Genomic DNA, 26,780 nt, shown 5'->3' with positions numbered 1-26,780 from the left:
TCAGCGGGCCGTGATCACGGCCCGCCCGGCGCCCGTGGACGACTTGGCGGAAGAGCGCCGGACGACTTCTAGAACGCCGCCTCGTCCAGCTCCATCAGCGAGTTGTCGACCGACTCGGCCACCGCGCGCTCCACCGAGACCCCCGGCAGGACGCTCGCCGCGAAGAACTTCGCCGCCGCGATCTTGCCCTGGTAGAAGGGCACGTCCTTCGCGGACGCCGTCTCCAGCTTCTCCACGGCCACCGCCGCACCGCGCAGCAGCAGATAGCCGGTGACGACATCGCCCGAGGCCATCAGCAGGCGGGTGGTGTTGAGGCCCACCTTGTAGATGTTCTTGACGTCGTCGGCCGTGGCGGAGAGGTCGGTCAGCATCCTGCCGACGATCGCCTCCAGGTCGACGGCCGCCTTGGCGAGCGCGTCGCGGGCCGGCGCCAGCTCCGCGCCCCCCGTCCCGACGGCGAGGAACTGCTTGATCTCCTCGGAGAGGGTGTTCAGCGCCTGCCCCTGGTCGCGGACGATCTTCCGGAAGAAGAAGTCCTGGCCCTGGATGGCGGTGGTGCCCTCGTAAAGAGTGTCGATCTTGGCGTCGCGGATGTACTGCTCGATCGGGTACTCCTGGAGATACCCGGAGCCGCCGAGCGTCTGGAGCGACTGGGCCAGCTGTTCGTACGACTTCTCGGAGCCGTAGCCCTTCACGATCGGCAGCAGCAGGTCGTTCAGCGCGTGCTGCGCCTTCACGTCCTCGCCCTCCGCCTCCCGCTTGGCGATCTCGTCCTGGAGGGAGGCGGTGTAGAGCACCAGCGAGCGCATGCCCTCGGCGTACGCCTTCTGCGTCATCAGCGAGCGGCGTACGTCCGGGTGGTGCGTGATGGTGACCTTGGGCGCGCTCTTGTCCATGAACTGCGAGAGGTCCGGGCCCTGGACGCGCTCCTTCGCGTACTCCAGCGCGTTCAGATAGCCCGTCGAGAGCGCGGCGATGGCCTTCGTGCCGACCATCATCCGGGCGAACTCGATGATCATGAACATCTGGCGGATGCCCTCGTGCTTGTCACCGATCAGCCAGCCCTTGGCGGGGTGCCGGTCGCCGAAGGTCAGCTCGCACGTGTTCGACGCCTTGAGGCCCATCTTGTGCTCGACGTTCGTCGCGTACACACCGTTGCGCTCGCCCAGCTCGCCGGTCTCCCAGTCGAACTCGTACTTCGGTACGAGGAAGAGGGACAGGCCCTTCGTGCCGGGTCCCGCTCCCTCGGGGCGGGCCAGCACGTAGTGAAGGATGTTGTCCGACATGTCGTGCTCACCGGAGGTGATGAAGCGCTTCACGCCCTCGATGTGCCAGGAGCCGTCCTCCTGCTCGACGGCCTTCGTGCGGCCCGCGCCCACGTCCGAGCCCGCGTCGGGCTCGGTGAGCACCATCGTGGAGCCCCACTGCTTGTCCACGGCGATCTCGGCGATCTTCTTCTGTGCCTCGTTGCCCTCCTGGAAGAGGATGCCGGCGAAGGCCGGGCCCGAGGTGTACATCCAGATCGCCGGGTTGGCGCCGAGCAGCAGCTCCGCGTACGCCCAGATCAGGGAGCGGGGCGAGGTCGTGCCGCCGATCTCCTCGGGCAGGCCGAGCCGCCAGTACTCCGAGTCCATGAAGGCCTGGTAGCTCTTCTTGAAGGAGGCGGGGACGGGGGCGGTGTTGGTCTCGGGGTCGAAGACGGGGGGATTGCGGTCCGCGTCGGCGTAGGAGGCGGCCAGCTCGGACTCGGCGAGCCTGGTGACCTCGGAGAGAATCGTCTTGGCTGTCTCGACGTCCATCTCCGCGAACGGGCCCGTGCCGTACAGCTTGTCGCGCCCGAGGACCTCGAAGAGGTTGAACTCGATGTCGCGGAGATTCGACTTGTAGTGCCCCATGGCGACGGCTCCGTAAGCGGTTGGGAGGCGGATTCCTCGTACGCGTATCAGTAGTGCTCCGATGATGCTACCCGTCGGTAATAAGATGCAACCCCTACCGGACATCTGTGACGAGGACGACGAGGAGCGCATGCGGCCCATGGGTGGGCCTTTTCCTCAGTAGTCTTGGGTCCATGTACGGCTACGACCAGAACGCTGGCGCCCAGCAGCAGTACGCGCCCCCGCAGCAGCCGATGGGCGGCGGATACGGGGAGCAGCCGCTGTACCCCGAGCCGTCCCCTCCCTCGCTGGCCGACGCGGTGCGGGCGTTCACCACCGGGTCGCTGTCCGCCGAGGACTTCCAGCAGATCTTCGCGACGTCGAAGGTCTACTGCCCGCGCGGTGACAACCCCGGCTTCCTGGCCCTGCACAACACCCAGCAGCCGGTCATCCCGATGTTCAGCACGCTCAAGGAGCTGCGGCGGTACGCGGGCAAGGAGTCGAAGTACTTCGTGATCACCGGTGCCGAGGTGATCGATCTGCTGCCGACGGGCTACGGCTTCGTGATCGACATGGAGGGCGAGCACCGGATGGTGTTCGACGCGAAGGCTGTGGAGCAGATGGTCGACTTCGCGATGCGGCGGATGTACGGCTGAGCCGTCGTACGGCTGACAGGTGGGCGGCTGAATCCCGGCCGGCACCGGATTTCCCCTGGTGACGCGCGTGACACGCATGCGGAATAACCGCTGCCTTGTCAGATGTTCACCTTTCAACTAAATTGGAGCCCGAAGCCGAGGAGGCCCCCGATGCCCGCTGTGACCGTCGAAAACCCGCTCACCCTTCCCCGTGTCACGGCGGCAGCCGACGCCGTCGCCCGGCCCGTGCTCGCCGTGTCCACCGCGCCCGGTGGCTTCGAGGGCGAGGGGTTCCCGGTGCGCCGGGCGTTCGCGGGGATCAACTACCAGCACCTCGACCCGTTCATCATGATGGATCAGATGGGCGAGGTGGAGTACGCGCCTGGAGAGCCGAAGGGCACCCCCTGGCACCCGCACCGCGGCTTCGAGACCGTGACGTACCTGATCGACGGCACCTTCATCCACCAGGACAGCAACGGCGGCGGCGGAACGATCCGTAACGGCGACACCCAGTGGATGACGGCGGGCTCCGGCCTGCTGCACATCGAGGCGCCGCCGGAGTCGCTCGTGGTGTCCGGCGGTCTCTTCCACGGCCTCCAGCTCTGGGTGAACCTGCCCGCGGCCGACAAGATGATGGACCCGCGCTACCAGGACATCCGCGGCGGCCAGGTGCAGCTCCTGACCTCGCACGACGGAGGCGCGCTGCTGCGGGTGATCGCGGGCTCGCTGGACGGGCACGAGGGCCCCGGCATCACGCACACGCCGATCACGATGATCCACGCGACGCTGCGGCCGGGTGCCGAGGTCACGCTGCCGTGGCGCGAGGACTTCAACGGTCTCGCGTACGTCATGGCGGGACGCGGCGCGGTCGGTACCGACCGGCGGCCCGTGCACACGGGCCAGACCGCGGTCTTCGGCGCGGGGTCGTCACTGACGGTCCGCGCGGACGAGTCCCAGGACTCCAACACCCCGGACCTGGAGGTCGTCCTGCTGGGCGGCCGGCCGATCCGGGAGCCGATGGCGCACTACGGACCGTTCGTGATGAACAGTCACGCCGAGCTCCAGCAGGCCTTCGAGGACTTCCAGGCCGGCCGGCTGGGCACGGTGCCCGCGGGTACCGAGTAGGGCGTGTCTTTTGGATCAGGCCGGATGAGGGAGCGCCCGCCGCGGCAGCGGCTGATGTCCCGTTGGTGCGTGCGGTCGCAAGGCGGAGGAGGGAGCCGACGCGGAGGGGGCACCTCCCGTGCCCCCTTGGGGGCTACGGGGGAGAGCGTGCGTGCCAGGGTTCGCGAGCCCGGCAAGATCCGAAAGACACGCCCTAGGTCGGGGTGGATCGGGGCGGACTCCGCCCCGATCGGCCCCGCTCCACCTGTGAGTGACACTCCGTCACCCACCCGGCCCCATCCGTAGGGCAGCGCCCCGGACGGCGTGGTCGGGTGGGCGGATGGAGAACTCGCGCGGGGGCCCGCCCGGCGTGCTGCCCCCGGAGGTCTGGCGGGTGGGTGCCTGGTGCGCCGTCGTGCTGCTCGTCGCCGGTGTCGTCGCCGTCGGGGTGTGGATCGTCATCACCTTCAAGACGGCTGTCACCCCCGTACTGCTCGCGATCCTCGGGACCGCGCTCCTCGGCCCGCTCTACCGGCGGCTGGTCGCCATGCGGATGCCCAAGTCCCTCGCCGCCGGGCTGACCTGTCTGGCCCTGGTCGCGGTCGTCGGCGGGGCGGGATACGTCGTCGTCACCGCGCTCATCGAGACCGGCGACCAGATCGTGGACTCGCTCAGGCAGGCCGGGCGGGACCTCAGCAAGCAGTTCGGGGCCGCCGGGACGTCGCTGGACGACATCGCGTCGAACGCGCGGGATCTGCTGGGCAAGTTCGGCGGTACGGCCGCCTCCGGCGTGATCACCGGGCTCAGCGTCGTCGGCGAACTGATCGCCACCGCCGTCCTCGCACTGCTGCTGATCTTCTTCTTCCTCAAGGACTCCGACCGGGTCGCCGGCGCGCTGCGCTCCCTCGCCCCGCGCCGTACGGGCGACGTCGTCGAGGCGATGGCGCGGCGGGCGTTCGGGGCCGTCGAGGGCTTTATGCGCGGGACGACCTTCATCGCGCTCATCGACGCGATCTGTATCACCGCCGGCCTGCTGATCCTGCGCGTGCCGGGCGCGGTCGGGCTGGGCGCGCTGGTGTTCGTGGGGGCGTACATCCCGTACCTGGGGGCGTTCCTGACCGGCGCCGTCGCGGTGCTCGTCGCGCTCGCCGACCGGGGCGTGGTGATCGCGCTGTGGGCGCTCGGGGTCGTACTGGCCGTGCAGGTCCTGGAGGGCCATGTGCTCCAGCCGGTGATCCAGAGCCGTACGGTGCAGATGCATCCGGCGGTCGTGATGCTGGCGATCACGGCGGGCGCGAGCGTGGCCGGGATCCTGGGAACGCTGCTGGCGGTACCGCTGACGGCGGCGGCCTTCGGGGTCCTGGCGGAGATCCGCGAACGGTACGAGGCGCGCTCTCCGTGACAGGGACCGCGCCCAAGCGGGCCGCACCGGAGCGACCCGGTCAGCCCGCTTCGCCCTCTTCGTAGATCTCGAACCAGATCGACTTGCCCTCGCCCCGCGGGTCCACCCCCCACGCGTCCGCCAGCATCTCCATCAGCACCAGCCCCCGGCCGCTCGACGCCAGTTCGCCGGGCCTGCGCTTGTGGGGGAGTTCGTCGCTGGCGTCCGCGACCTCCACCCGCAGGCGGCGTTTGCCCCGCTCCCCCGCCGCCTCCGCGATCAGCACCGCGTCGCCGTCCGTGTGGACGAGCACGTTCGTCGCCATCTCGGAGAGCATCAGCACCGCCGAGTCGACCTGCTCCTCGTCCGACCAGTCGTGCAGCAGGTCCTTCAACTGCCGCCGCGCGCCCGCGACCTGCTCCGGTTCGGCCTGGGAGATCGTCAGCACCGTACGGCGCGGGTGCGGCCTCGCCGGCAGCGCCGGTGCGGTGTCCCGCGCCAGCAGCATCAGCGCGATGTCGTCCTCGCGGCGGTCGGCGAGCGGGCCCGTCGTGTAGTGCGAGCCGGGGCCGTGGACCGCCTGCACCAGCGCGTCCGCGAGCTTCTCCAGGGACACGCCCGTGTTGTTCTCCAGCACGGGCCGCAGCCGCGTCCAGCCGCTCAGCATGTCGTGCCCGCCGGTCTCGATCAGCCCGTCGGTGCAGAGCATCATGGTGTCGCCGGGCTCCAGGACCACCCGGGTCGTCGGGTAGATCGAGTCCGCCTCGATGCCCAGCGGCAGCCCGCCCGCCGTCTGCCGGATGAGGGCCGTGCCGTCCGCCGAACGGATCACCGGGTCGGGATGCCCGGCCCGCGCGATGTCGAGCGTGCCGGAGTCCGGGTCGACCTCCATGTAGAGGCACGTCGCGAAGCGCGCCAAGCCGTACTCGGGGTCCTCGCCGTCCTCGTCCTCGTCGGCGTCCGTCAGGCCGTGGGGGACCGAGAACTCGTACATGCCGTGCAGAAAGCGCGAGGCGCGGGCCAGTACCGCGTCGGGCCGGTGCCCCTCGGCCGCGTACGCGCGCAGGGCGATCCGCAGCTGCCCCATCAGGCCCGCGGCCCGTACGTCGTGCCCCTGGACGTCCCCGATGACCAGCGCTACCTTGCCGCCGCCGGGCAGCGGGATCATGTCGTACCAGTCGCCGCCCACCTGGAGCCCGCCGCCCGTCGGCACATAGCGCGCGGCCACGCTCATCCCCGGGATGTCCGGCCCCAGCGTCGGCATCATCGAGCGCTGGAGCCCCAGCGACAGCTCGCGCTCGGTCTCCGCGACCTCCGCGCGTACCAGCGCCTGCGCGAGCATCCTGCCGACCGTCGTCAGCACGGACCGCTCGTCGGGCGTGAACGTCACCCGGTGTTTGAAGGCCGCCATCCAGGCGCCCATCGTGCGCCCGGCGACGATCAGCGGCACGAAGGCCCAGGACTGGCGGCCGAAACCCTGTACCAGCGGCCAGGTGGCCGGGTAGCGGTCGTGGTAGTCCCTGGGCGTCGGCAGATAGATGGCCTGGCCGGTCCGTACGACCTCGGCCGCCGGGTAGTCCGTGTTCACGGACATGTCCGTGAAGGGTCCCTCCGCGCCGTCCGGGTGCCCGTGGTGCCCGATGACCGTCAGATGATCACCCTCGACGCCGAAGACGGCGAGCCCGTCGGGGGAGAAGCCCGGCATGGACAGCGACGCCGCGACCCGCAGCACCTCGGCGGTGGAGCGCGCCTCGGCGAGCGCCCGCCCCGCGTCGAGCAGGAACGCCTCACGCGAGCGCCGCCAGTCGCCGGCGACCGGGCTCTGCCCCGTCAGCGCGCCCGGATGGGGCGCGACGATCTCCTGAAGGGTGCCGATCAGCTCGTAGTCGTCGCCGTACTCGCGCTTGGTGACCAGTGGCTTGGAGCGGGACCTGATCGTACGGAGCACCTGCCCGTCCTCGCCCACGACCCGCACCTGGGCCTCGGCGACCGTCCCCTCGGCGACGGCGAGGCGCACGATGCCGTAGGTCTCGGCCCAGTCGACCGGATGCAGGCGCGCGCGCATGGCCGCCTCGCTGAGGACCGTGGGCTCCGCGGGCAGCCCGAGCAGCCGCGCCCCCTCCGCGTCGAGGGTGACGTACCCGGCCGCGTTGTCCCAGCGCCACAGACCGGTCGCGATCGCGGCCAGTACATCCTCGGTGCGCATTGCACCACTTTAGACCGATGCGGGTGATGGGTGCGGTGCCGAGCGGGCGTGCGGGTGGCCGGGCGGGGACGGGTGCGAGGTCCGGGCGGGGACCGGGCGCGGGCCGGGCGCGGGCCGGTTACCGGGAGGAGCCCGTAAATGCGGGGGAGGCGCCCTTGGCCCTGCCGGTAACCTGGAGCGGCCAAGCCCACCCGCCAAGAGCTAAGACTGGATGAACGACGATGCATCGGTACAGGTCCCACACCTGCGGCGAGCTCCGCGCCTCTGACGTCTCCACCGACGTCCGGCTGAGCGGCTGGCTGCACAATCGTCGAGACCTGGGCGGCATCCTCTTCATCGATCTCCGCGACCACTACGGTCTCGTCCAGCTCGTCGCCCGCCCCGGCACCCCCGCCAACGAGGCGCTCTCCAAGCTCACCAAGGAGACCGTCGTCCGTATCGACGGCAAGGTCTCCGCCCGTGGCGCGGACAACGTGAATCCTGACCTGCCGACCGGTGAGATCGAGATCGAGGTCGGCGAGGTCGAGGTCCTCGGCGCCGCGGGACCGCTGCCGTTCACGATCAACACCGACGACGGCGTCAACGAGGAGCGGCGGCTCGAATACCGCTTCCTCGACCTGCGCCGCGAGCGCATGCACCGCAACATCCTGCTGCGTACGGCCGTCATCTCCGCGATCCGCCACAAGATGACCGCGCTGGGCTTCAACGAGATGGCGACCCCGATCCTGACCGCGACGTCCCCCGAGGGCGCCCGCGACTTCGTGGTCCCCTCCCGGCTCAACCCGGGCAAGTTCTACGCCCTGCCGCAGGCCCCGCAGCAGTTCAAGCAGCTGCTGATGATCTCCGGCTTCGACCGCTACTTCCAGATCGCGCCCTGCTTCCGCGACGAGGACGCCCGCGCCGACCGCTCGCCCGGCGAGTTCTACCAGCTCGACGTGGAGATGTCCTTCGTCGAGCAGGAGGACGTCTTCCGGCCGATCGAGAAGCTCATGACGGAGCTGTTCACGGAGTTCGGCGGCGGTCGCGAGGTCACGTCCCCCTTCCCGCGCATCCCGTTCCGCGAGGCGATGCTCAAGTACGGCAACGACAAGCCGGACCTGCGCGCCCAGCTGGAGCTGGTCGACATCTCGGACGTCTTCCAGGACTCCGAGTTCAAGGCGTTCGCGGGCAAGCACGTCCGCGCGCTGCCGGTGCCGGACACGGCAGGCCAGTCGCGGAAGTTCTTCGACGGCCTCGGTGACTACGCGGTCGAGCAGGGTGCCAAGGGCCTGGCGTGGGTGCGGGTCGGCGAGGACGGCGCACTGACCGGCCCGATCGCCAAGTTCCTCACCGAGGACGACGTCAAGGTCCTCACCGAGCGCCTGTCGCTCGTGCCCGGCCACGCGATCTTCTTCGGCGCGGGCGAGTTCGACGAGGTCTCGAAGATCATGAGCGCGGTCCGCGTCGAGGCGGCCAGGCGCTCGGGCCACTTCGAGGAGGGCGTGTTCCGGTTCTGCTGGGTCGTGGACTTCCCGATGTACGAGAAGGACGAGGAGACCGGAAAGATCGACTTCTCGCACAACCCCTTCTCCATGCCGCAGGGCGGTCTCGAAGACCTGGAGACGAAGGACCCGCTGGACATCCTCGCCTGGCAGTACGACATCGTCTGCAACGGCATCGAGCTGTCGTCGGGCGCGATCAGGAACCACGAGCCGGAGCTGATGCTCAAGGCGTTCGAGATCGCGGGCTACGACCGCGAGACCGTCGAGCACGAGTTCGCGGGCATGCTGCGCGCCTTCCGCCTCGGCGCCCCGCCGCACGGTGGCATCGCGCCGGGCGTCGACCGCATCGTGATGCTGCTCGCCGACGAGCCCAACATCCGCGAGACGATCGCCTTCCCGCTCAACGGCAACGCGCAGGACCTGATGATGGGCGCGCCGACCGAGCTGGACGAGACGCGGCTGCGGGAGCTGAACATCCAGCTCCGCAAGCCGGCCGCGAAGTAGCCGCGTAGCTGCTTTCCGTTCGCCGCGAGGACCCGGAACCGTACGGTTCCGGGTCCTTCGCGTGGCGTCTTCTTGCCAAAGGGCAACCTGCGCGGCCCTCCGGGACGTTGATCGGTCGTGGACGACCGAACGGATTGGCGAGGGCGAGAAGACGATGGACCCGGGCGACGGCGACTTCGAGGCGTTCGTCGCCGCGCGCGGGCCGCGACTGCTGCGGGTGGCCTGGCTGTTGACGGGCGACGCGCATCTGGCCGAGGACCTGCTCCAGACGACGCTGGCCAAGGTGTGGCCCAAGTGGCACCGGATCTCCGGGGAGCGTCCGGAGGCATACGTACGCAAGGCGCTGGTCCATACGCACGCGTCGTGGTGGCGCAGACGGTGGCGCGGCGAGGTGCCGCACGGCGAAGTCCCGGAGTCGGCGGGCCCGTTCGACGCGTACGAGAGCGTGGACCTGGAGCAGTCGCTGGCCGCCGCGGTGCGGTCGCTGCCGGTGGGGCAGCGCGCGGTCGTCGTGCTGCGCTTCTTCGAGGACCTGAGCGTCGAGGACACGGCGGCCACGCTCGGCTGCTCGCCGGGGACGGTCAAGAGCCAGTCGGCGAAGGCGCTGCGCACGCTGCGGGCCGCGCTGCCCGTGCCGGTGGACGGCGGTGAGCGGGGTGTCTGAGGACGAGGAGCGGGAGCTGCGGATCCTGCTGGAGCGCGCCGTGCCCCGGCTGCCCGCCCCCGACGAGCGCCTGCGCCGCGTACGGGAGCGGGCCGCCCGCAGCCGCAGGCGCCGCCGGGCCGCCGGGACGACGGCGGTGGCGGTGACCGGTCTCGCCGTGGCCGGCACGCTCCTGCCCGGCCTCCTGCACGGCGGCCGGGACGGGGGCGCGCCACCGGCGAGCCCGGCGCCTACCGTCTCGGCCACCGGCAGCGAGGACGGCCGCGCGGTCCGCTTCCCCGACCTGGGGGATCTCACCCTGCGGCTCCCGCCGGGCTGGCAGGCGCTCGCGGTGCCCGGCGACCCCGCGCGCGACCTCATGCCCCGCGGGTACGTCGCCAGCCGGCGGGTGCCCGACACCCTCACACCGGCCTGCGCGAAGGAGCCGGAGACCGGCTGCGAACCGGTCGCGACGCTGCCGTCCGGGAGCGTGCTGGTCTCGCTGGAGGTGAAGAAGTTCCGCGGGCTCCACACCAAGACCCAGGACCCGCCCGCTCTCCACCCGCTGGCACGGCCCTCGGTGCTCTGCCGCAAGCTCATGGGCACCGAGGAGTACACCGCGCTGCTCGCCGGACCTGATCCCGGCGCCGACGTAGGCATCCAAGTCAGTGTCTGCGCCGCCGGGGCGGGGGCGAGTTCCCCGATCCTCGACGACACACGCGCCATGATCGCCGGTGCGGGCCATCCCGCTTCCGCGGCGGGCCGCGAGCCCAGCAGGGCTCCGACCGCCCAGGCCCACGACAACGGGGGGACCGACGTCCATGCGAACTGAAAGGTCACTCATGTCCCACCGCGTACGCCCGCGCCACGTGGCCGCCCTCCTCCTCGCGACCGGTCTGCTGCTCGGCGGCTGCGCGGGCGGGCTCGGCGGCGGATTCGGGGAAGACGGGGGATCGTCCGTCCCCAAGGCCGTGGACGACAAGGCCGTCGACGACAAGGGCGCGGGCGGCGACGAGCGGGACGGCGCACGCGGCGGTCTCGGGCGGGCCGTGCCGGAGTCGGCGGCCGGTCAGCAGGCCGTACGCCCCAGGGAGATCCCGTCGCTCGGCCCGCGGACCCGGTCGGGGATCCCCGCGTCCAGCCGCCAGGCCGTCGTGGTCACGGGCGACGCCCCCGACTCCAACCGCGCGACCCTGGTCCTCTACGAACGGGACCCCGTCGAGGGCTGGCGGTCGGTCACCGACCCGTGGCCGGCGCACAACGCCCTGAAGGGCTGGACCGACGACCACCGGCAGGGCGACCTCCGCAGCCCGGTCGGCGTCTTCGGCCTCACCGACGCGGGCGGCCGGCTGCCGGACCCGGGGACGAGACTCCCGTACGACCGGGGCCCGGCCTTCACGCTCGGCGGCGTGGGTTTCGATGGTGAGCCCCTGGCGGGGTCCTTCGACCACGTCGTGGCGATCAACTACAACCGCAAGCCCGGCACCACCCCACTGGACTGGACACGACCGCTGGGCGCGGCCAAGGGCGGCGGCATCTGGATCCATGTGGACCACGGCGGCCCGACCCAGGGCTGCGTCTCCATCCCCATGGGCCGGATGAAGGAACTCCTGCGCTGGCTGGACCCGTCGAAGCACCCGCAGGTGGTGATGGGCGACGTGTCGTCACTGGGCCGCTGAAGGGGCCGTTTCGCGACAGCGCCGGACGCGCCGCACCCGCGGCCCGTCCGGCGCCCCGATCTCCGCGGTTACGCCGACTTCTCCTCCAGACGCGGGAACAGCACCGCGCCCTTCGTCACCGTCGTGCCCGCCGGCAGCTGCCCCCACGTGCCCGCGTCCTGGACCCGCTGGTCCGCCAGCGCGCCCAGCGAGGCCTCCGCGCCCAGCGAGTCCCACAGCTTCTGGGACGTGTCCGGCATCACCGGGTTCAGCAGCACCGCGACCCCGCGCAGCGCCTCCGTGGCCGTGTAAAGGATCGTCGCGAGCCCGGCCCGGCCCGCGTCGGACGTGTCCTTCGCGACCTTCCAGGGCTCCTGCTCCGTGATGTAGCCGTTGACCTGCTTCACGAAGTCGAAGATCGCCAGGATGCCGCCCTGGAAGTCCAGCTCCTCGCCGATCTTCCGGTCAGCCTCGCCGACCGCCCTGGCCAGCCCGTCCCGTACGGCCTGCTCCGCGGCCCCGCCGGACGTCGCCTCCGGCAGCGTGCCGCCGTAGTACTTGCCGACCATCGCCGCGACGCGCGACGCCAGGTTGCCGTAGTCGTTCGCCAGCTCGGAGGTGTACCGGGCGGAGAAGTCCTCCCAGGAGAACGAGCCGTCCTGCCCGAACGCGATGGCCCGCAGGAAGTACCAGCGGTACGCGTCCACACCGAAGTGCGAGGTCAGGTCCTGCGGCTTGATGCCGGTCAGGTTCGACTTGGACATCTTCTCGCCGCCGACCATCAGCCACCCGTTCGCGGCGACCTTGCCCGGCAGCGGCAGACCCTGCGCGAGCAGCATCGCGGGCCAGATGATCGCGTGGAAACGCAGGATGTCCTTGCCGACGAGATGGACGTCGGCGGGGAAGGTCTCCTCGAACTTCGCCGGGTTCTCGTTGTAGCCGACGGCCGTCGCGTAGTTCAGGAGCGCGTCGATCCACACGTAGATCACATGCTTCTCGTCCCACGGCACCGGCACGCCCCAGTCGAACGTCGACCGGGAGATCGACAGATCCTGAAGCCCCTGCCTGACGAAGTTCACGACCTCGTTGCGCGCGGACTCGGGCTGGATGAAGCCCGGGTTGGCCTCGTAGTGCTCCAGGAGCCTCGGGCCGTACTCGCTGAGCTTGAAGAAGTAGTTCTCCTCCTTGAGGATCTCCACCGGCGTCTTGTGGATCGCGCAGATCTTCAGACCCGCGAACTCACCCTCGCCGTCGAGCAGCTCCCCCGGGAGTTTGTACTCCTCGCAGCCCACGCAGTACGGGCCCTCGTAGCCGCCCTTGTAGATCTCGTCCTTGTCGAACAGGTCCTGCACGAATTCCTGGACGCGGTCGGTGTGGCGCTTCTCCGTCGTCCGGATGAAATCGTCGTGTCCGATCTCCAGGTGCTTCCACAGAGGCCGCCACGCCTCGTCGACGAGCTTGTCCGCCCACTCCTGCGGGGTGACACCGTTCGCCTCGGCCGTACGCATGATCTTCTGACCGTGCTCGTCCGTGCCAGTGAGATACCACACCTTCTCGCCCCGCTGGCGGTGCCAGCGGGTGAGCACGTCGCCTGCGACGGTCGTGTAGGCGTGGCCCAGGTGAGGAGCGTCGTTGACGTAGTAAATGGGGGTGGTGACGTAGTACGCCCGCCCACCCTGCTCTTCGGATCCAGTGGCGGCCATGGTCGAAATCCTAACGGCCCGGCGGAGGACCCTTCACCTGGTTACCTCGGGGGACTGCCGCGCCGGTCGCCAGGCGGTGGTGTCTGGCGGTTGTGCCGATAAGTCGTACGTGCGTTCGAGCATCCAATCGATCGTGTGGCCCCTCCAGGAACTTGTGAGCGAGATGAGTAGGTGCTGCTAAAAGTTGGTTCATGGTGACGAGACGGAGTGAAGGAGATGCCGGGCATACCCGGTGGACCTTCCGTGTCCGCGTGTCGTCCACCGCTCGCACTGCCCTCCTCGCGGAGTGGGACCGGTGCCGGTGGGTGTGGAACGAGTGCTGTGCGAAGTCCCGACAGACCCACCTGTGGAACAAGCAGCGGCCCGAAGGCGTCGACAGGCGCACGTGCGGTCCGGCGCAGCTCGACAAGATGCTGACCGAGGCCCGTACCATGAATGGCTGGCTGCGTGAGGGCAGATTGGTGGTGCAGCAGCAGATCATCCGGGACTTCGGGAAGTCTCGCGCCAAGGCGCAGAAGGACATCAGGGAACGGCTGCCGATGCGGCAGCGGGCCGGGATGCCGAAGTACAAGAAGAAGCGCGAGGCCAGGCCGAGCCTGAACTACACCAGGCCCGGGTTCCGGTTGAGGGACGGGAAGCTGCACTTGGCGGGCGGGATCGTGCTGACGGTGGTGTGGTCGCGGGAGCTGCCTGCGGTTCCGTCCAGTGTGCGTGTCTATCAGGACAGTGTCGGACACTGGTACTGCTCGTTCGTCGTGCCCCTCGAAGTCGAGCCGCTAGCCGCAACGGGTGCCGTGATCGGTATCGACTGGGGCGTGAAGGAGATCGCGACCACCACGAGCGACGCCCACGACCTCACGCACCCCGGGCATGGCAGGAAGGCGGCCGCCAAGCTGTCCGGATATCAGCGGATGATGGCCCGCCGGAGGCCGGCGCGCGGGCAGGCTGGCTCGAAGGGGTACCGCCGGGCGAAGAAGCTGACGGCGAAGCTGCACAAGAAGGTCGCCCGACAGCGCCAGGACACCGGCCGCAAGTGGGCCAAGTCCGTGGTCCGCGACCACGATGCCGTCGCGGTGGAGGACTTCCGCCCGAAGTTCCTCGCGAAGTCGACCATGGCCCGCAAGGCGGCCGACGCGGCGATCGGCGCGACGAAGTCGGCCCTGGTCGAGATGGGCCGCAAGCACGGACGCGCTGTGCATCTGGTGCACCCCGCGTACACCACGATGGACTGCGCACGGTGCGGAGCGAGAACCAAGCACGCACTGCCTCTTTCGACACGTACCTATGCCTGCACCGCGTGCGGAGCCGTGTCCCCCAGGGACAAGAACTCCGCACACGTGATGCTGGTCCGGGCTGGTCTCAACCCGGCTGGTGCCGATCGCGGAAGACCAGACGGGGCGCAGCCTCCTCCGGCAGCGTGAGCCAGAAATCCCCGACCAACCCTGGAGGACCGGGAATCCATTCCGTCCAGGGAGGGGAGGATTCAGCTGAGAGTGTGGTTAAAGAGTGTGGGTTCGACACAACCTATGACCCCGGCAAAGGCATCTTAAGAAGGAGAAGGACGACACTCGTGCGCCCCCGCACGGGGCGGGGAGGATTCAAGATGCGCGTGCTGGTCGCCGAGGACGAGGAAATCCTGGCCGAGCTGATCGCCACCGGGCTGCGGCGGGCCGGGTTCGCCGTCGACACCGTCTACAGCGGGGACGCCGCCCTGGCCTATCTCGGGCTGCACGACTACGACGTCGTCGTTCTCGACCGTGACCTCCCCCGCGTCCACGGCGACGACGTCGCCCGCCGGCTCGTCGCCGACGAGTCCCGGACCCGGATCCTGATGCTCACCGCGTCCTCCTCCATGGAGGAGCGCGTCAAGGGGCTCGATCTGGGCGCTGACGACTATCTGGGCAAGCCCTTCGAGTTCCCCGAGCTGGTCTCGCGCGTGCGGGCGCTGCGCCGGCGGAGTTCGCGGGCGTTACAGCCGACGCTGGAGCGGCGCGGTGTGCGGCTGGACACCGTGAGCCGTACGGCGGTGCGCGACGGCAAGGCCCTCGACCTCTCCGTGAAGGAGCTGACCGTGCTCCAGATCCTGCTGGAGGCGGACGGAAAGGCCGTGACGACGGAGCAGCTGCTGGAGCGCGCGTGGGACGCGCAGACGGACCCGCTCTCAGGTGTCGTACGCCTCTGTGTGGGGGAGCTTGGTGCCAAGCTCGGCGATCCGGCGCTGATCAGGCCGGTGGACCTGGACGGAGGGGGTTACGTGCTGTGACGGGTGCGATCAGGGAACGGATCGCCCTTGTGTACGGCGCGGTCTTCCTCGTCCTCGGCGGCTGTCTGCTCGCGGTCGTGAACCTGCTGTCCAGCGCCGGTACGCAGACGGAGGCGGAGGAGATCGCGGCCAGTGTCGTACCGGCGCTGCCACCGTCGTCGGGCAACGGCTACTACCTCACCGAGGAGGGCAAGCTCGCGCCCGTCACCGTCTACCAGCTCACCGACAACGTCAGCGAGGCCGCGTCGGACGAGCTGATGTTCTGGTCGGTGGGCGCGCTGGTGGTGATGGCGCTGTGCGCGGTCGGCGTCGGCTGGTGGACGGCGGGGCGGGTGCTGCGGCCCGTGCACGCGATGACGGCGAAGGCGCGGCAGCTGTCGGCGCACAACCTGCACGAGCGGATCGGGTCGACCGGCCCCGACGACGAGCTGAGGGAACTGGGCGACACGCTCGACGAGTTGCTCGGCCGGCTCCAGAAGGCCTTCGACAGCCAGCGGCGTTTCATCGCGAACGCCTCCCACGAACTGCGTACGCCGCTGGCCACGCAGCGCACGGCGATCCAGGTGGGCCTCACGGGCGCGGGCTCGCCGGAGGAGCTGGCCCGTACGAAGGAGCTGCTGCTCGCCAACAACCGCCGCAGCGAACAGCTCATCGACGGCCTGCTGGTCCTGGCGCGCAGCGAGCGGGAGGTCGAGGACCAGGAGGAGATCCGCTGGGGCGACCTGGTGACGGAGGAGGCGGCCCGGCACGGCCTGACGGTGACTTTGACGGAGCCGGGGGCGGAGACGGCGCGTGTCCGGGGCAACCGGGCGCTGCTGGACCGGCTGGTCGGCAATCTGCTGGCGAACGCGCAGGCGTACGGGGAGGGCGAGGTGGACGTCTCCGTGTCGGGCACGGCTCTGACGGTCCGTAACGACGGCCCCCGCATCGCTCCGGAGGACATCCCGGCCTTCTTCGAGCCGTTCCGCCGGGGCGAGGGCCGCGACCGCATGGGGCCGGGCGCGGGCCTGGGCCTCTCGATCGTCCGCTCGATAGCGACGGCCCACGGCGGCACGGTGTCGGCGGAGCCGGGCGGGGAGGGCGGCGGGCTGGCGGTACGGGTGGAGCTGCCGCCTCAGAACCGGTAGACCTTCTCGCCGTCGGGGACCTGGTAGCAGCCGGAGACGAGCATCAGGTTGAGGTTCGGCGATTTGTCCTTCGCGAGGTACGCGATCTTGACGCTGTACTTCTTCTCGTCGTTGTCGGCCGTGAGCCGGAGATTCTTGTTCATGCTGGTGTCCGGCCCGTACTCGACAACCTCCCAGCCGTTCTTGGGCAGTTCGGTCCTGAGCCGTTCCATCACGCCTTCGAGGTCGTCGGCCGACGCAGGCGTGAAGGTCCACGGGTGAAAGATCGTGAAGTACTTCTCCGGGTCCTTGTCGCCGCACTCCGAGACGCCCGGTCCGGTGTCGGACGCCTTTCCCTTGACGCCGATCAGGTCGTAGAGCTCGCTGGAGATCCGCTCCGCCTCGTCGGCGGCGTCCTCCGAGTTGCTGGTGCCCGCGCTGGGGACGTCGTCGGAGCCGTCGGAACCGGTGGAGCCTTTGTTGTCAGTCATGCCGCATCCAGTGAGGGTCATCAGGGCGAGGGACATGAGGAGCGCGGACGCGCCCAGCTTGATCTTCAAGTCGAGAAGCCTCGATCGGTCGGAACGTGCGGGTGTGCGTGGTCATCTCTACTTCACATGCGCCCAGCGGTCCGGCGGCGGTTTGAGCTCGGCGTTCTCGCCCTTGCCCGCCACCACCAGTCCCTGGTTGAGCAGACTGTCGGTCTCTTCTTTCCAGTAGTCGCTGTGGCCTTCGGTGTCCGTCTGCAACTGGTTGGCGCCGAAGCGTTCGTCGCTCGGAGTCGTAAAAGCTCCGTCCCAGTCGGTTCCGCCGTGCCCGAAGCGTCCGACGTCCGGGACGACATCCCCCTTCGCCTCCTGGTTCCAGACGTGCCCCTTCGGGACATCCATCTGGTCGGCGTTGCTCACCTGCACCCCGGGACTCCCCGCGAAGATCACATCGTCGACGTTCAGCTCACCCTGCCGCGCCGCTGACCCGATGAGGGTCGTGCCGTACGAGTGGCCGATCGCCGTGCGGTGCGGGTCCGATTCGGCCGTACGCGAGGCATCGAGGCCGTCGATGAAGCGGTTGTAGGCCGGGGCGCCGTCATCGGCGTAGTGGCTGAACGGGGAATCCTTGACGATGTCCTGCGGGGCGTCGTATCCGAGCCAGGTGATCGTGGAGACGGAGCCGTTGTTCGCTCCGTCGGCCACGCGCCACACGTTCTCCATCCGGCCGATGTCCCCGCCGATACCGCCCAGATTCGACGTCGTCCCCGGTACATAGACCGCCTGGTGGTCGGCCGTGTCCGGATTGCCGTTGGCCACGATCGCCCGGCCGTTGCCCTCCGGGCTGAAGCCGAGCAGGTACGCCTCGGGCAGGCCCCTCTCCCCGGTCCTGTCGAACCGGTCCTGGATGCTCCCGATGCCCTTGAGGGACTTGTTGAGCTGCTCGTACCGGTCCCCGTACTTGTTGTGCCACGCCATCCACTCGTCCGTGTGCACCTTGGACGGGTACATGCCTGCCGTTATCCAGGTCCACTCGTTGGCGGGCGGCTTCGGCATGGAGTCCAGTTCCATCTGGAGCTGACCGCGCTTCTCCTCCAGGACGACGCGGTTCGCCTCGTCGCGCACGGTGGCGGGCAGCCCGTCGAGCGCTCCCACGGTGTCGGGCCGGGTCGAGAGCCACGCCGCCTGTTCCTCCGGGCTGAGCCCCTTCCACCAGGCCGCGTTGGCCGCCGGGGTGCCGTCCTTCGGGGCCTGCGGCAGGGAGTCGAGGTAGGTCGTGCCCGCCTCGCGCACCCCGCCCATGTCCGACTGGGCGTCGGCCCAGTCCTGCTTGGAGACGGTCAGGTCGTCGTCCGCCTTCAACGCGCGCAGTTTCGGCGCCCACTTGGCGTCCGCGTCGGTGGCTTCCCTCAGCGCGTCGGCGATCCGGTTCGCGTACGCCATGGCCCTGCCGTAGTACGGGTTGGGGTGGATGCCCGCCGCCTGGCGCTCCAGCGCGTCGGACGTCGCGCTGCCCCCGGCGCTGCCGGTCACGGTGCCGCCCGGCTCGTTCTTCTCCTCGCCCGGCTTCTTTCCTGCGGGATAGCTGACCGAACCGTCCTGCCGCACCGTGCAGTTGTCGGCGCCGGCGTCGGCGATCGCCGCGTCAAGTTTCCGCTTGGCCGCCGCCGTGTCGTAGGCGAAACCGTTCAGCGCGGTGCTCACCAGAGCGCACTCGGTCTGCGCGTAGTGGAAGTTCTTGGCCAGTTCCCGCAGTTCCCGCAGGGCTGCCGTCGCCGCCTCGCCCTTCAACTGGTTGCGTACGCCCGCGCCGATCCGGTTGTCGATCGTGTCCTTGGCCGCACTGGCCATGTCGCCGGTCGTCCGGTAGCCGTCGGCGGCCTCCTCGTACTCCGCGGGCCTGAGGGCCTTGAGCGTCGCGAGATCCATGGCCGCGGATCACTTCTCCTTCGCCTGGCCGCCGACAGCCTCGGTGTCCGCGTACTTCACCTTGAGCCGGTCGAGGTCCGTCAGGACCGACTGGTCGGACTTCGACAGGTCGTGGCCCGCCTGCTCCAGCAGCCCGCCGAGTTCACCACAGCGGGCGCTCACATCGCCGACGTACTTCTTCCAGGAGTCGTACAACTCCTTCTGCGCCGCGGCGCTCTGGCATCCGGAGCTGTCACCGAGCCCCGCCTGTCCGCTCTCCAGCGCGGTCAACGCCTTGCCGATGCCGGTCTTCAGGCCGCTGACGCCCTCGCCGGCGGTCACCCATGCCTTCTTGTCCGACTTCAGATTCTCGGCGGGGCCGCCCCCTGGATCGGCCGGCTGCTGGTTCAGCCGCATCTGGGTGGCACCGCGGGCCGCCGCATCGGCTTTGAGCCCCTCCCACTCGTCCCACGGCATGCGCGACGCCCTCCCCGTTCTCTTCCCCGTTGCCCGTCGGCGCGTTGCCCGTCGGCCCGTCGGCCCGCTCCCGGGCGCATCCGGCCGTGTGGACATGATCTCTGGCCCCGAGGGCCGAAATCAAAACGTTCATTGGACAATGAGGCGCATGAACAAGAAGGTGCTGATCATCGTTGTCGGGGCGTGCGTAGGGCTGTGGGTGATCGGGTCGGTGCTCAGACCCGTGCTGAAGAAGCACGACGAGCACTTCCCGGACGCGTTCAACGATGTCGTCCTCGGCGAGCGCATAAAGAACTATCCGACGGCGGACAGCGCGCCGGAGTCGGGCGACGGGGAGGGGATCTTCGTCCTGCCCGCGTGGGTTCCCGCGGACGCCAAGGACGTGACGATCAAGGCGGAGACCACGGGCAACGCGAAGCTCTTGCGCTTCACTCTCGGTGACACCGCGCTGAAGCTGGGCGACGAAAAGGCGTGCGAGGCCGGTGCGTTCACGGACGGCCCCGAACTGAAGGCGAGCTGGTTCGCGGAGGACGCGCAGGACAACTCCGGGGCGCGGACGGACTGTTCGGAGCAGTACCAGTACCGGATCACGGTCAAGGACCGTGAGGTCTACGCGTGGAGCAACGGGGACTTGGTGGAGGCGTAAGCAGCGTCCGGGGGACGGAATTGTCTGCCCGGCCGGGGGCGCTCCTGCTAGTGCTCTGACCGCATGGGTTCGCCGGGTTGGCGGTCATGACGCTACCGGCGCGCGATGATGCTGCTGGCCTCGGCGGGCGGGAACCGGGCTCCGGTGATCGCCCGGGGGCCGCCCCCTCGCCGGCACAGCCTGAACGACCCGGCGAACCTATCCGGTCAGAGCACTAGACAGTCCTCATGAGCAAGGTCAAGATCCGTACCGTGACCCCCACCGAGGTCCCCGCGCTGCTGGATTTCTGGGCCCGGTCGGCGGAGGGCGCCAGCATCATCGACGACGTCGACGGGGGCACCCGCCTCCTGCCACCTGTACCGCCTGGCCGTCGACCCGCGATGGTCCTCGACCACAACGAACTCGCCCACCACGCCTGGGCGAAGGCCGGGTATGCGCCGCAGGCGCGGTGGAGCCGCTGGGTCAGGCCGCTCGACGGCGTGGAGGCGCCTGCGGAGGTGAAGGCGTGTCCTGGCCGTCCGTGATCCTTCTCGCTCCCGCGGAGCGACGCGCGTCGCTTGAAGGGCGAATCCGCTCCTTCGAGTCCTTCGAGCTCGTGCCTGATTCTGTGACGGGCGACGAAAGGCTTTACTGGCACGGCTACTCGTACGTCATCGACCTCTCGGGCGCGATCCTGGCGGACTACGAGCCGGACGAACTCCAGCAGGTGGCGGCCCGGATCGGCGAGCCGTACGGGGTCTACGTCTCGTGCGAGTCCATGGACGCGGCCCGGGTCTTCCTCCGCCAGGTGCTCGATGGCTTCGACGGTCTCGTCGACACCAACCACTTCGAGATCCTGCCGGCGAACGAGTTCCTCACCCTGGTGAACCGGCATCCGGCATGGGACTGGCGTCGGCAACCCAGCACGGAAGTCAGGTAGCCAGCGCTGCCCGCAGCCGCGCGCCGAGGGCGGCGACCTCGTCGGGGGTCGGCGTCAGGATCCCGTTCTCGGCCATGAGCGCGTGATACTGCTGCCGCTCCGGCGGCACGCCGGGCGGCAGGGCGGCGATGTGCCAGTGCAGATGGGCGTTCGCCTGTTGGCTGCCGAGCGAGAGCAGATACGTACGCTCCGGCTCCAGCACCCGCTCCACGGCAAGCGCGACGCGCCGCACGACGAGCATGAGCGCGCTGTACGCGTCCTCGTCCAACTCCCGCACGACATGCTCCACATGAGCCTTGGGCGCGACGAGTACCCGCCCGGGGAGAGTGGGCCAGCGATCGAGGAAGGCGATATGGGCGTCGTCCTCGTAGACGGTCTCGTGCCGATAGCCGGGATCCCCACGCAGGAACGCGCACACGAAGCAGGGTCCGTTGCGGGCGCGTTCTTCGTAGGCGGCGAGATCCATGTCGTGTCGTTCCATGTGCTGGAGACTACGACCATGCGATACGTCTTCATCGACCCCGACGGCACCGGCGGTGACTGGGTCCACGTCGTGGTCGACGCGCCGACCGGGGTCTTCTACCAGCAGGAGTACGGCGGCACTTCGCGCCGCCAGGGCCAGGCGGAGGGCTACCTCGTCCCCATGCCCGGGGGATCGGGCCAGGTCGACGCGCTCGCGACCGTCTTCGAACCCTTCCGGGGCGGCGGGGCCGACGGCCACGTCTGGGAAGGCGCGGAGCTGGACGCCCTGCGGGAGGCCGTCGGCGCCGTCAGGTACTGGGCGTGCGACGGCAAGGCCGAGACCCCGCACCCGCTGCGGCTCGACGAGTCCCGCCTGACCGAGGCCGACGACGCGTGGCTACCCGTGCACACGCCCGACGGCCCCGGACTCCTGGTGTGGTCCGCCAGACGCGTCAGAGGCGGCTGAGGAAATCGGCCCAGGCGGTGGGGTTGAGAACGAGGACCGGGCCGGTCGGGGTCTTGCTGTCCCGGACCAGTACGGGGCCAGGGCCTTTGTCTGCGATCTCGACGCAGTTGCCGCCGTCGCCGTTGCTGTAACTCGACTTACGCCACTCCGGGCTAGACATGGCGCCGACCGCTCGCGAAGGCGACGAAGTCGCCCCACGCGGCGGGGTTGAGGAGGAGCACCGGGCCTTCGGGCGTCTTGCTGTCACGGACGGGGATGACGCCGGGGTAGCCGTCGGCCACCTCGACGCAGTTGCCCCCGTCGGGGTTGCTGTAGCTGGACTTGCGCCACTGCGCGGTGGTCAGGTCTGGTCGGGCGCGCATGATCTGCCGTCCTCCATCAGTGTCTTGATGAACGCCACGGACTCCCGGGGCGAAAGGGCCAAGTCTCGTAGTAGATCGTAGGACAGACGTAGGTCTTCGACGTCTGCTGCGCCCTCGAATAGTTCCCCCGAGCGCGCGTCCTCTGTGTACGCGACCGCTGACCCGTCCGGCAGCCACAAGATGGTGAGCGACGTTCCTACGAGACCGTGCAGCCCCGCCGAGAAAGGCAACACCTGAATGGTGACGTTCGGCAACCCACTTACCGCCACCAGGTGTTCCAGTTGAGCTGCCCACTCCTTCGGATCCTGCGCCTCGCGCCGGAGTACGGATTCATCGAGTACGGCGCGGAAGTGGGGCGGGTCGTCACCCCGCAGCAAGTCCTGCCGTCCCAGCCGAGCCGCAACCTGTTCGGATAGATCGTTGTCGTCCTTGGGGTGGGCGGCTTGAAGAACCTCACGCGCGTATCCCTCGGTCTGGAGCAAACCAGGGATCGTGCCGACGGCGTACTCGTAGCGAACGGTTGCTTTCGCCTCCAACTGCATGAACCGCTTGTACTTGTCCGCGAACGCGTCCTCCCGCGCCAGCACCCAGAGCATCGACAGGTGCTCGCCCGCCGCCCCGTACACCGCACCGAGCGCCGCGATCACCTCCGGTGACCCCACCCGCGCGCCCGTCTCAAGCTTGTGCAGATACGCACGGTCATACGTCGTCTCCTCGCCCAGTTGGGCCAAGGACATCCCCGACTCCTCGCGCAGCCGCGCCAGTTCCTTCGCCAGCATTTCTCGGGCCGACGGCTTCTGACCTGCGTTCGACTTCCGTGCGACCACGACAACTCCCCTGTGTCCAGCGGCAACCGGGCTATGGCCAAGCCCTTTTGGACGTGGCCCCACATGCCGATTCTTGATGCACGGAATGTAATTACGCAATGACGGAAGGTGCGTCTTTCGCATGTTCGAACCAGAGACTCGAACACCCCACATCCCCGCTCACATGGCCGAATTGGACGCCGTTGTGCACAGCGGTGGTTTCTGGCGGCTCGTGCCCGAGGGTGTACCTCGTATGTACGTACCAGTGACACCAGAGCTGCTGCGGCGCGTTGAACAAGGACTGAAGCGGGTGGCGAAATGAGCGGCAGCGATGCGCGGCGGTTTCTGTCCCGGCTGATGAGTACGTTCGGTACGGATGGGGTGCTGGTGGTGCGGAAGATCGACGGCAACGGTGACGGCGGCGGCAACGCCGACGCGGAGCAGGTCCTGGGACCGGGTGCCGTGCTCGCGTGGCCCAAGTGCCAGTGCGGTAGCGCGAAGTGCCCGGACTTCGTACCGCCCGCCTCGAACTTGAGCGCGCGGCTGGCGGAACGCAACCGGCACAGTCGGCGCGGGCGGCATGGGTGACACGGTTGACACCGGCCTCCGGAACGTTGCGGTGACTAGAACGGCGGGTTGTAGCAGGTGATGAACTGAACGCTTCCGTCGGCGGGGTCGCGGTTGGCCTGGAGCCACTCAACGGCATCCACCGTGCCGGTGCCGTAGTCCCCATCCCCTCCTCCGGTGGCGCGGATCCGATCGGGAGGTACTGCCGGGCCGGCGCCGTGACCGGGGCGGACGGGTCTGCCTCGTGAGCCCGGTCCTGGACACCGCGTTCATTCCGCCGAGGGACCGGGAGGAAGTCGTCCGGCACGCGGTGTGGGAGTCCCTGGTGGCGGTCGACGTTGGCCCTCAGTGACGACATCCACCAGGGCGTGCACGCTGACGCCGTCGTGGAACCCAGCATCGAAACCTCTACGCCGTACTGTCCCGGTCGGGCATCAGCCTTGGAGACTGGATCCGTACGAGCCGCCTGGCCGAATGCAAGCGAGAGCCGGCAGGCCCGAACGGGCGGCGGCGGACCATCGCGGCGACAGGGCGGAGTTGGGGTTTCGTGGACGCGACGTATTTCAGCAAGGCGCTCAAACAGGCTTACGGAATCTCGCCCCGGGCCTGGCGCGACGAGCACCACCCCCGCTCCGGTCTCGGAGCATGAGCGACATGCGCGCGGTGCGGTTGGACCTCGCGAGAATCCTTCTGGCCCGCACCCGGATCAATCCGGTGTTCCTGGACACGCCGCAGTACGAGTGCGGGTCCTTGGGTGACGCGCTCGGCTGCCGCGTGATTCTGAAGGTGGAGACCCTGAATCCCGTCCGCTCGTTCAAGGGGCGTGGAACCGAGACCGTTCTCAACCGCCTTCAGGACACCGGAGCGGCGGATGCCGTCGTCTGCGCGAGCGCGGGGAACCTGGGGCAGGCGCTCGCTTTCGGCGGCCGGCTGCGTGGCATTGGGGTCACTGTCGTCGCGTCGTCGGCGGCCAACTCGCTGAAGATCGAGCGAATGAGAACGCTCGGCGCGAACGTGATCCTGGTCGACGGGGAGATCGAGCAGGCGCTCGACGCCGCCGCGCGGCATGCCGCCGAGACCGGCGCGTTCCTGGTCGAGGACAGCAAGGACCTTGATACGTGCGAGGGAGCGGCCACGATCGGGGTCGAGCTCTCGGAGCTGCCCGGTGAACTCGACGCGGTGGTGGTGTCGTTGGGCGCCGGCGCGATGGCATCGGGTGTGGGCTACGCGCTGAGGAGTCTGCGCGGGGGCACGGAGATCATCTGTGTCCAGCCCGAGAACGCCCCGGCGATGACGCTGGCGTTGCGCGCGGGCCGGCCGGTCGAGGTCGGGGCCCCGAACACGATCGCCGACGGGGTCGCGGGCCGGTATGTCCTCCCGGAGGTGCTCAAGGACCTCGCCTCGGTCGTGGACGACGCGGTGCTGGTGACGGAGGGCGCCATCATCGAAGCGATGCGACTCCTCCACGTACACGCGGGGCTGGTGGTCGAGCCGGCCGGGGCGCTGGGAGTCGCCTCGATCCTGGAGGGCGGCGGCCGGTTCGACGGCAGGACGGTCGCGACGATCCTGTGCGGGAGCAACGTGACCCCGACGGATTTCGACCGCTGGACGCGGGTTGCGTCTGTAGGGCAGGGGTCCTGGGGGTCCTAGTCCAGGTAGAGCGCCGACAGGCCAGGCAGACGGTGGCGCATTTCGGCGCGGTCGTCGAAGTCGAAGTTCCAGGCCGGGTCCAGTTCCTCGTGCCGGATGGTGAACGAATCGGCGGGGAGTTCTTCGCCCGTGACCTTGAGATGGGCGTTCCAGCTGATGCTCAGTACCGACTCGCACTCGAATTCCATGCCGTTCGTCGACGCCGCCCGTACCACGGGCAGTTCCGCGAGGGTGTCCGGAGCGGCGACCACCCGTGCGTAGACCTCCTCGCCCTGCGACAGCAACCAGCCCCGGAAGTAGTCGAATCCGTCGTCGGAGCATCCGCCGTTGATCAGGTACGCCGCCGCCCACAGGGGGTTCGTGTACGAGTCGCCCAGCACGTTCCACAGGGTCTGCTGCGCCGCGACTATCTCCTCGACCGGGCGCGCCGCGAGGAGTTCGCTCGCGCGGTCGGCGACGGCCTCCCCGTCCTCGGGGTCCGGCACCTGCTCGCGGGCGGCCTCGATCAGCCGCCAGAACTGCTGCTTGTTCATAGGGGCAGAGCATGCCACCCGGCACTGACAACCGGTCTCATCCTCCGCGAACCAGAGCCTCTAAACCCGGTTGATCACTACGTGAGGTGGTCTCTAGCATGCGGGCATGCGCGACGACATGCCCGATGAGACGCGCCGTAGCCATTTGAGCCGGACGTTCGACGAGGACGCCGAGTTGTACGACCGGGCCAGGCCCGGGTATCCGTCGGAGCTGTTCGACGATCTCGACGCGTTGGCCGGTACCGGGCCCGGTCGTCGCGTTCTGGAGGTGGGCGCGGGCACCGGGAAGGCGACCGTGCCGCTCGCGGAGCGTGGTTGCCGGATCACCGCGGTCGAACTCGGCGCGAACATGGCGGCCGTCGCCCGGCGGAACCTCGCCCGGTTCGGGTGGGTCGAGGTCGTGACGGCGGACTTCGAGACGTGGCCGCTGCCGCTGGAGCCGTTCGACGCGATCGTCTCGGCGACGGCGTTCCACTGGATCGATCCGGCGGTCCGGATGGTGAGAGCCGCCGACGCGCTGCGGGCCGGCGGCGCGCTCGCCGTGGTCGCCACACAGCATGTGGCGGGCGGCAGCGAGCGGTTCTTCGTCGATGTCCAGGGCTGCTACGAGCGTTTCGACCCTGCAACGCCCCCGGGGCTGCGGCCCGCCCCCGCGGATGATGTCGACACCTCGGACCACAGGGACGAGGTCGCACGCAGCGGCCGGTTCGGCCCTGTCGTCGTCCGGCGCTACGAATGGGACCTGGCGTACACGACGGCTGAGTACCTGGACGTACTGCGGACCTACTCCGGCCACCGGGCACTGCCGCCGGAGGCCCGGGAGGGGCTGCTGGGATGCGTCGCGAGACTGATCGACGGACGGTACGGAGGCCGGATCACCAAGCGGTACCTCACGGAACTACGGGTGTCGCGAACGCTGTGAGGGCGGCCATCCACTC

At 69.3% G+C, this 26,780-nt stretch carries 28 protein-coding genes and 1 pseudogene; 18 read left to right on the top strand and 11 right to left on the bottom strand.

Annotated elements, in window-relative coordinates:
* Nucleotides 1-68: 68 nt before the first annotated feature.
* Nucleotides 69-1,895, bottom strand: coding sequence for an acyl-CoA dehydrogenase (locus ACFWV8_RS31360; protein WP_384211680.1), 1,827 nt, complete (start codon nucleotides 1,893-1,895; stop codon nucleotides 69-71).
* A gap of 173 nt (nucleotides 1,896-2,068) precedes the next feature.
* Between ACFWV8_RS31360 and ACFWV8_RS31355 the strand changes: the two genes are divergently transcribed.
* From ACFWV8_RS31355 to ACFWV8_RS31345, 3 genes are all read left to right on the top strand, one after another.
* A complete protein-coding gene (locus ACFWV8_RS31355; RefSeq protein ID WP_329384705.1) occupies nucleotides 2,069-2,530 on the top strand; it encodes an SseB family protein in 462 nt (153 codons plus the stop codon).
* Between the two features lie 150 nt (nucleotides 2,531-2,680).
* Nucleotides 2,681-3,634 (top strand): pirin family protein, encoded by a 954-nt coding sequence (locus ACFWV8_RS31350; protein WP_384211672.1) that lies wholly within the window; start codon nucleotides 2,681-2,683, stop codon nucleotides 3,632-3,634.
* 319 nt (nucleotides 3,635-3,953) lie between these two features.
* Nucleotides 3,954-5,015 carry an AI-2E family transporter gene (locus ACFWV8_RS31345; RefSeq protein ID WP_329384701.1) on the top strand — a complete coding sequence of 354 codons (1,062 nt, stop codon included), beginning with the start codon at nucleotides 3,954-3,956 and terminating at the stop codon, nucleotides 5,013-5,015.
* A gap of 40 nt (nucleotides 5,016-5,055) precedes the next feature.
* On the opposite strand, the gene ACFWV8_RS31340 is transcribed toward ACFWV8_RS31345, so the two are convergent.
* Nucleotides 5,056-7,200: a SpoIIE family protein phosphatase gene (locus ACFWV8_RS31340; RefSeq protein WP_384211662.1), complete on the bottom strand. Its 2,145-nt coding sequence runs from the start codon at nucleotides 7,198-7,200 to the stop codon at nucleotides 5,056-5,058.
* A gap of 221 nt (nucleotides 7,201-7,421) precedes the next feature.
* On the opposite strand from ACFWV8_RS31340, the gene aspS reads away from it, so the two are divergent.
* From aspS to ACFWV8_RS31320, 4 genes are all read left to right on the top strand, one after another.
* The gene (gene aspS, locus ACFWV8_RS31335; RefSeq protein WP_384211655.1) at nucleotides 7,422-9,185 is read left to right on the top strand and encodes an aspartate--tRNA ligase; all 1,764 of its coding nucleotides are present in this window, start codon (nucleotides 7,422-7,424) and stop codon (nucleotides 9,183-9,185) included.
* A 154-nt stretch (nucleotides 9,186-9,339) separates the two neighbouring features.
* Complete coding sequence (locus ACFWV8_RS31330; protein WP_384211649.1) at nucleotides 9,340-9,849, top strand: SigE family RNA polymerase sigma factor; 510 nt, start codon at nucleotides 9,340-9,342, stop codon at nucleotides 9,847-9,849.
* The gene (locus tag ACFWV8_RS31325; protein ID WP_384211642.1) at nucleotides 9,842-10,660 is read left to right on the top strand and encodes a hypothetical protein; all 819 of its coding nucleotides are present in this window, start codon (nucleotides 9,842-9,844) and stop codon (nucleotides 10,658-10,660) included. The genes ACFWV8_RS31330 and ACFWV8_RS31325 overlap by 8 nt, the downstream gene beginning before the upstream one ends.
* Before the next feature lie 10 nt (nucleotides 10,661-10,670).
* Nucleotides 10,671-11,507: a hypothetical protein gene (locus tag ACFWV8_RS31320; RefSeq protein ID WP_384211636.1), complete on the top strand. Its 837-nt coding sequence runs from the start codon at nucleotides 10,671-10,673 to the stop codon at nucleotides 11,505-11,507.
* Nucleotides 11,508-11,575: 68 nt separating this feature from the next.
* On the opposite strand, the gene metG is transcribed toward ACFWV8_RS31320, so the two are convergent.
* Nucleotides 11,576-13,189 (bottom strand): methionine--tRNA ligase, encoded by a 1,614-nt coding sequence (gene metG, locus ACFWV8_RS31315; protein WP_384211630.1) that lies wholly within the window; start codon nucleotides 13,187-13,189, stop codon nucleotides 11,576-11,578.
* A 191-nt stretch (nucleotides 13,190-13,380) separates the two neighbouring features.
* On the opposite strand from metG, the gene ACFWV8_RS31310 reads away from it, so the two are divergent.
* The 3 genes from ACFWV8_RS31310 to ACFWV8_RS31300 all read left to right on the top strand — a co-directional run bounded on the left by ACFWV8_RS31310 (nucleotide 13,381) and on the right by ACFWV8_RS31300 (nucleotide 16,579).
* Nucleotides 13,381-14,610 (top strand): RNA-guided endonuclease InsQ/TnpB family protein, encoded by a 1,230-nt coding sequence (locus ACFWV8_RS31310; protein ID WP_384211625.1) that lies wholly within the window; start codon nucleotides 13,381-13,383, stop codon nucleotides 14,608-14,610.
* Nucleotides 14,611-14,792: 182 nt separating this feature from the next.
* Complete coding sequence (locus tag ACFWV8_RS31305) at nucleotides 14,793-15,452, top strand: response regulator transcription factor (protein WP_329384683.1); 660 nt, start codon at nucleotides 14,793-14,795, stop codon at nucleotides 15,450-15,452.
* Entirely contained in the window at nucleotides 15,449-16,579 is a 1,131-nt protein-coding gene (locus ACFWV8_RS31300; protein ID WP_384211619.1) for an ATP-binding protein, read from the top strand. The genes ACFWV8_RS31305 and ACFWV8_RS31300 overlap by 4 nt, the downstream gene beginning before the upstream one ends.
* Here ACFWV8_RS31300 and ACFWV8_RS31295 read toward each other — a convergent pair.
* The 3 genes from ACFWV8_RS31295 to ACFWV8_RS31285 form a co-directional block, all read right to left on the bottom strand.
* Nucleotides 16,567-17,049 carry a hypothetical protein gene (locus ACFWV8_RS31295; protein WP_384211616.1) on the bottom strand — a complete coding sequence of 161 codons (483 nt, stop codon included), beginning with the start codon at nucleotides 17,047-17,049 and terminating at the stop codon, nucleotides 16,567-16,569. The genes ACFWV8_RS31300 and ACFWV8_RS31295 overlap by 13 nt on opposite strands.
* Before the next feature lie 117 nt (nucleotides 17,050-17,166).
* Nucleotides 17,167-18,975: an alpha/beta hydrolase gene (locus ACFWV8_RS31290; protein WP_384211613.1), complete on the bottom strand. Its 1,809-nt coding sequence runs from the start codon at nucleotides 18,973-18,975 to the stop codon at nucleotides 17,167-17,169.
* 9 nt (nucleotides 18,976-18,984) lie between these two features.
* Nucleotides 18,985-19,431, bottom strand: coding sequence for a hypothetical protein (locus ACFWV8_RS31285; protein ID WP_384211610.1), 447 nt, complete (start codon nucleotides 19,429-19,431; stop codon nucleotides 18,985-18,987).
* Between the two features lie 148 nt (nucleotides 19,432-19,579).
* On the opposite strand from ACFWV8_RS31285, the gene ACFWV8_RS31280 reads away from it, so the two are divergent.
* From ACFWV8_RS31280 to ACFWV8_RS31270, 3 genes are all read left to right on the top strand, one after another.
* Nucleotides 19,580-20,077: a hypothetical protein gene (locus ACFWV8_RS31280; RefSeq protein WP_384211607.1), complete on the top strand. Its 498-nt coding sequence runs from the start codon at nucleotides 19,580-19,582 to the stop codon at nucleotides 20,075-20,077.
* 227 nt (nucleotides 20,078-20,304) lie between these two features.
* On the top strand, nucleotides 20,305-20,601 hold the full coding sequence (locus ACFWV8_RS31275) for a hypothetical protein (protein WP_384211605.1): 297 nt from the start codon (nucleotides 20,305-20,307) through the stop codon (nucleotides 20,599-20,601).
* A gap of 71 nt (nucleotides 20,602-20,672) precedes the next feature.
* Entirely contained in the window at nucleotides 20,673-20,996 is a 324-nt protein-coding gene (locus tag ACFWV8_RS31270; protein ID WP_384211602.1) for a hypothetical protein, read from the top strand.
* On the opposite strand, the gene ACFWV8_RS31265 is transcribed toward ACFWV8_RS31270, so the two are convergent.
* Nucleotides 20,989-21,477, bottom strand: coding sequence for an HIT family protein (locus tag ACFWV8_RS31265; RefSeq protein WP_384211599.1), 489 nt, complete (start codon nucleotides 21,475-21,477; stop codon nucleotides 20,989-20,991). The genes ACFWV8_RS31270 and ACFWV8_RS31265 overlap by 8 nt on opposite strands.
* A gap of 18 nt (nucleotides 21,478-21,495) precedes the next feature.
* On the opposite strand from ACFWV8_RS31265, the gene ACFWV8_RS31260 reads away from it, so the two are divergent.
* Nucleotides 21,496-21,924 (top strand): DUF6210 family protein, encoded by a 429-nt coding sequence (locus tag ACFWV8_RS31260; RefSeq protein ID WP_384211596.1) that lies wholly within the window; start codon nucleotides 21,496-21,498, stop codon nucleotides 21,922-21,924.
* Here the strand turns inward: ACFWV8_RS31260 and ACFWV8_RS31255 are convergent.
* From ACFWV8_RS31255 to ACFWV8_RS31245, 3 genes are read right to left on the bottom strand one after another with little or no spacing between them, the layout of a single operon-like run.
* Complete coding sequence (locus ACFWV8_RS31255) at nucleotides 21,911-22,084, bottom strand: DUF397 domain-containing protein (RefSeq protein ID WP_384211594.1); 174 nt, start codon at nucleotides 22,082-22,084, stop codon at nucleotides 21,911-21,913. The genes ACFWV8_RS31260 and ACFWV8_RS31255 overlap by 14 nt on opposite strands.
* Entirely contained in the window at nucleotides 22,077-22,286 is a 210-nt protein-coding gene (locus tag ACFWV8_RS31250; protein WP_384211591.1) for a DUF397 domain-containing protein, read from the bottom strand. Before ACFWV8_RS31250 ends, ACFWV8_RS31255 begins: the two co-directional genes overlap by 8 nt.
* Nucleotides 22,265-23,065 carry a helix-turn-helix domain-containing protein gene (locus ACFWV8_RS31245; RefSeq protein ID WP_384211588.1) on the bottom strand — a complete coding sequence of 267 codons (801 nt, stop codon included), beginning with the start codon at nucleotides 23,063-23,065 and terminating at the stop codon, nucleotides 22,265-22,267. The genes ACFWV8_RS31250 and ACFWV8_RS31245 overlap by 22 nt, the downstream gene beginning before the upstream one ends.
* Nucleotides 23,066-23,410: 345 nt before the next feature.
* Here ACFWV8_RS31245 and ACFWV8_RS31240 point away from each other — a divergent pair, with 345 nt between their 5' ends.
* The 3 genes and pseudogenes from ACFWV8_RS31240 to ACFWV8_RS31230 all read left to right on the top strand — a co-directional run bounded on the left by ACFWV8_RS31240 (nucleotide 23,411) and on the right by ACFWV8_RS31230 (nucleotide 25,309).
* Nucleotides 23,411-23,680, top strand: a complete 270-nt coding sequence (locus ACFWV8_RS31240; RefSeq protein WP_329384655.1) for a hypothetical protein — start codon at nucleotides 23,411-23,413, stop codon at nucleotides 23,678-23,680.
* A 367-nt stretch (nucleotides 23,681-24,047) separates the two neighbouring features.
* Nucleotides 24,048-24,308, top strand: a pseudogene (locus ACFWV8_RS31235) (helix-turn-helix domain-containing protein); the annotation flags it as partial.
* A 5-nt stretch (nucleotides 24,309-24,313) separates the two neighbouring features.
* Nucleotides 24,314-25,309 carry a threonine/serine dehydratase gene (locus tag ACFWV8_RS31230; protein WP_384211689.1) on the top strand — a complete coding sequence of 332 codons (996 nt, stop codon included), beginning with the start codon at nucleotides 24,314-24,316 and terminating at the stop codon, nucleotides 25,307-25,309.
* On the opposite strand, the gene ACFWV8_RS31225 is transcribed toward ACFWV8_RS31230, so the two are convergent.
* Nucleotides 25,306-25,842: a DUF4240 domain-containing protein gene (locus ACFWV8_RS31225; RefSeq protein ID WP_384211585.1), complete on the bottom strand. Its 537-nt coding sequence runs from the start codon at nucleotides 25,840-25,842 to the stop codon at nucleotides 25,306-25,308. The two genes, ACFWV8_RS31230 and ACFWV8_RS31225, sit on opposite strands and share 4 nt — an antisense overlap.
* Before the next feature lie 106 nt (nucleotides 25,843-25,948).
* Here ACFWV8_RS31225 and ACFWV8_RS31220 point away from each other — a divergent pair, with 106 nt between their 5' ends.
* A complete protein-coding gene (locus ACFWV8_RS31220) occupies nucleotides 25,949-26,764 on the top strand; it encodes a class I SAM-dependent methyltransferase (RefSeq protein ID WP_384211583.1) in 816 nt (271 codons plus the stop codon).
* The last annotated feature ends 16 nt before the right edge of the window (nucleotides 26,765-26,780 follow it).

Origin of the sequence: Streptomyces sp. NPDC058665, assembly GCF_042714995.1 — a bacterium.
In the GTDB taxonomy this organism is placed as follows: Bacteria; Actinomycetota; Actinomycetes; order Streptomycetales; family Streptomycetaceae; genus Streptomyces.
This window is presented reverse-complemented; position numbering and strand designations above follow the sequence as displayed.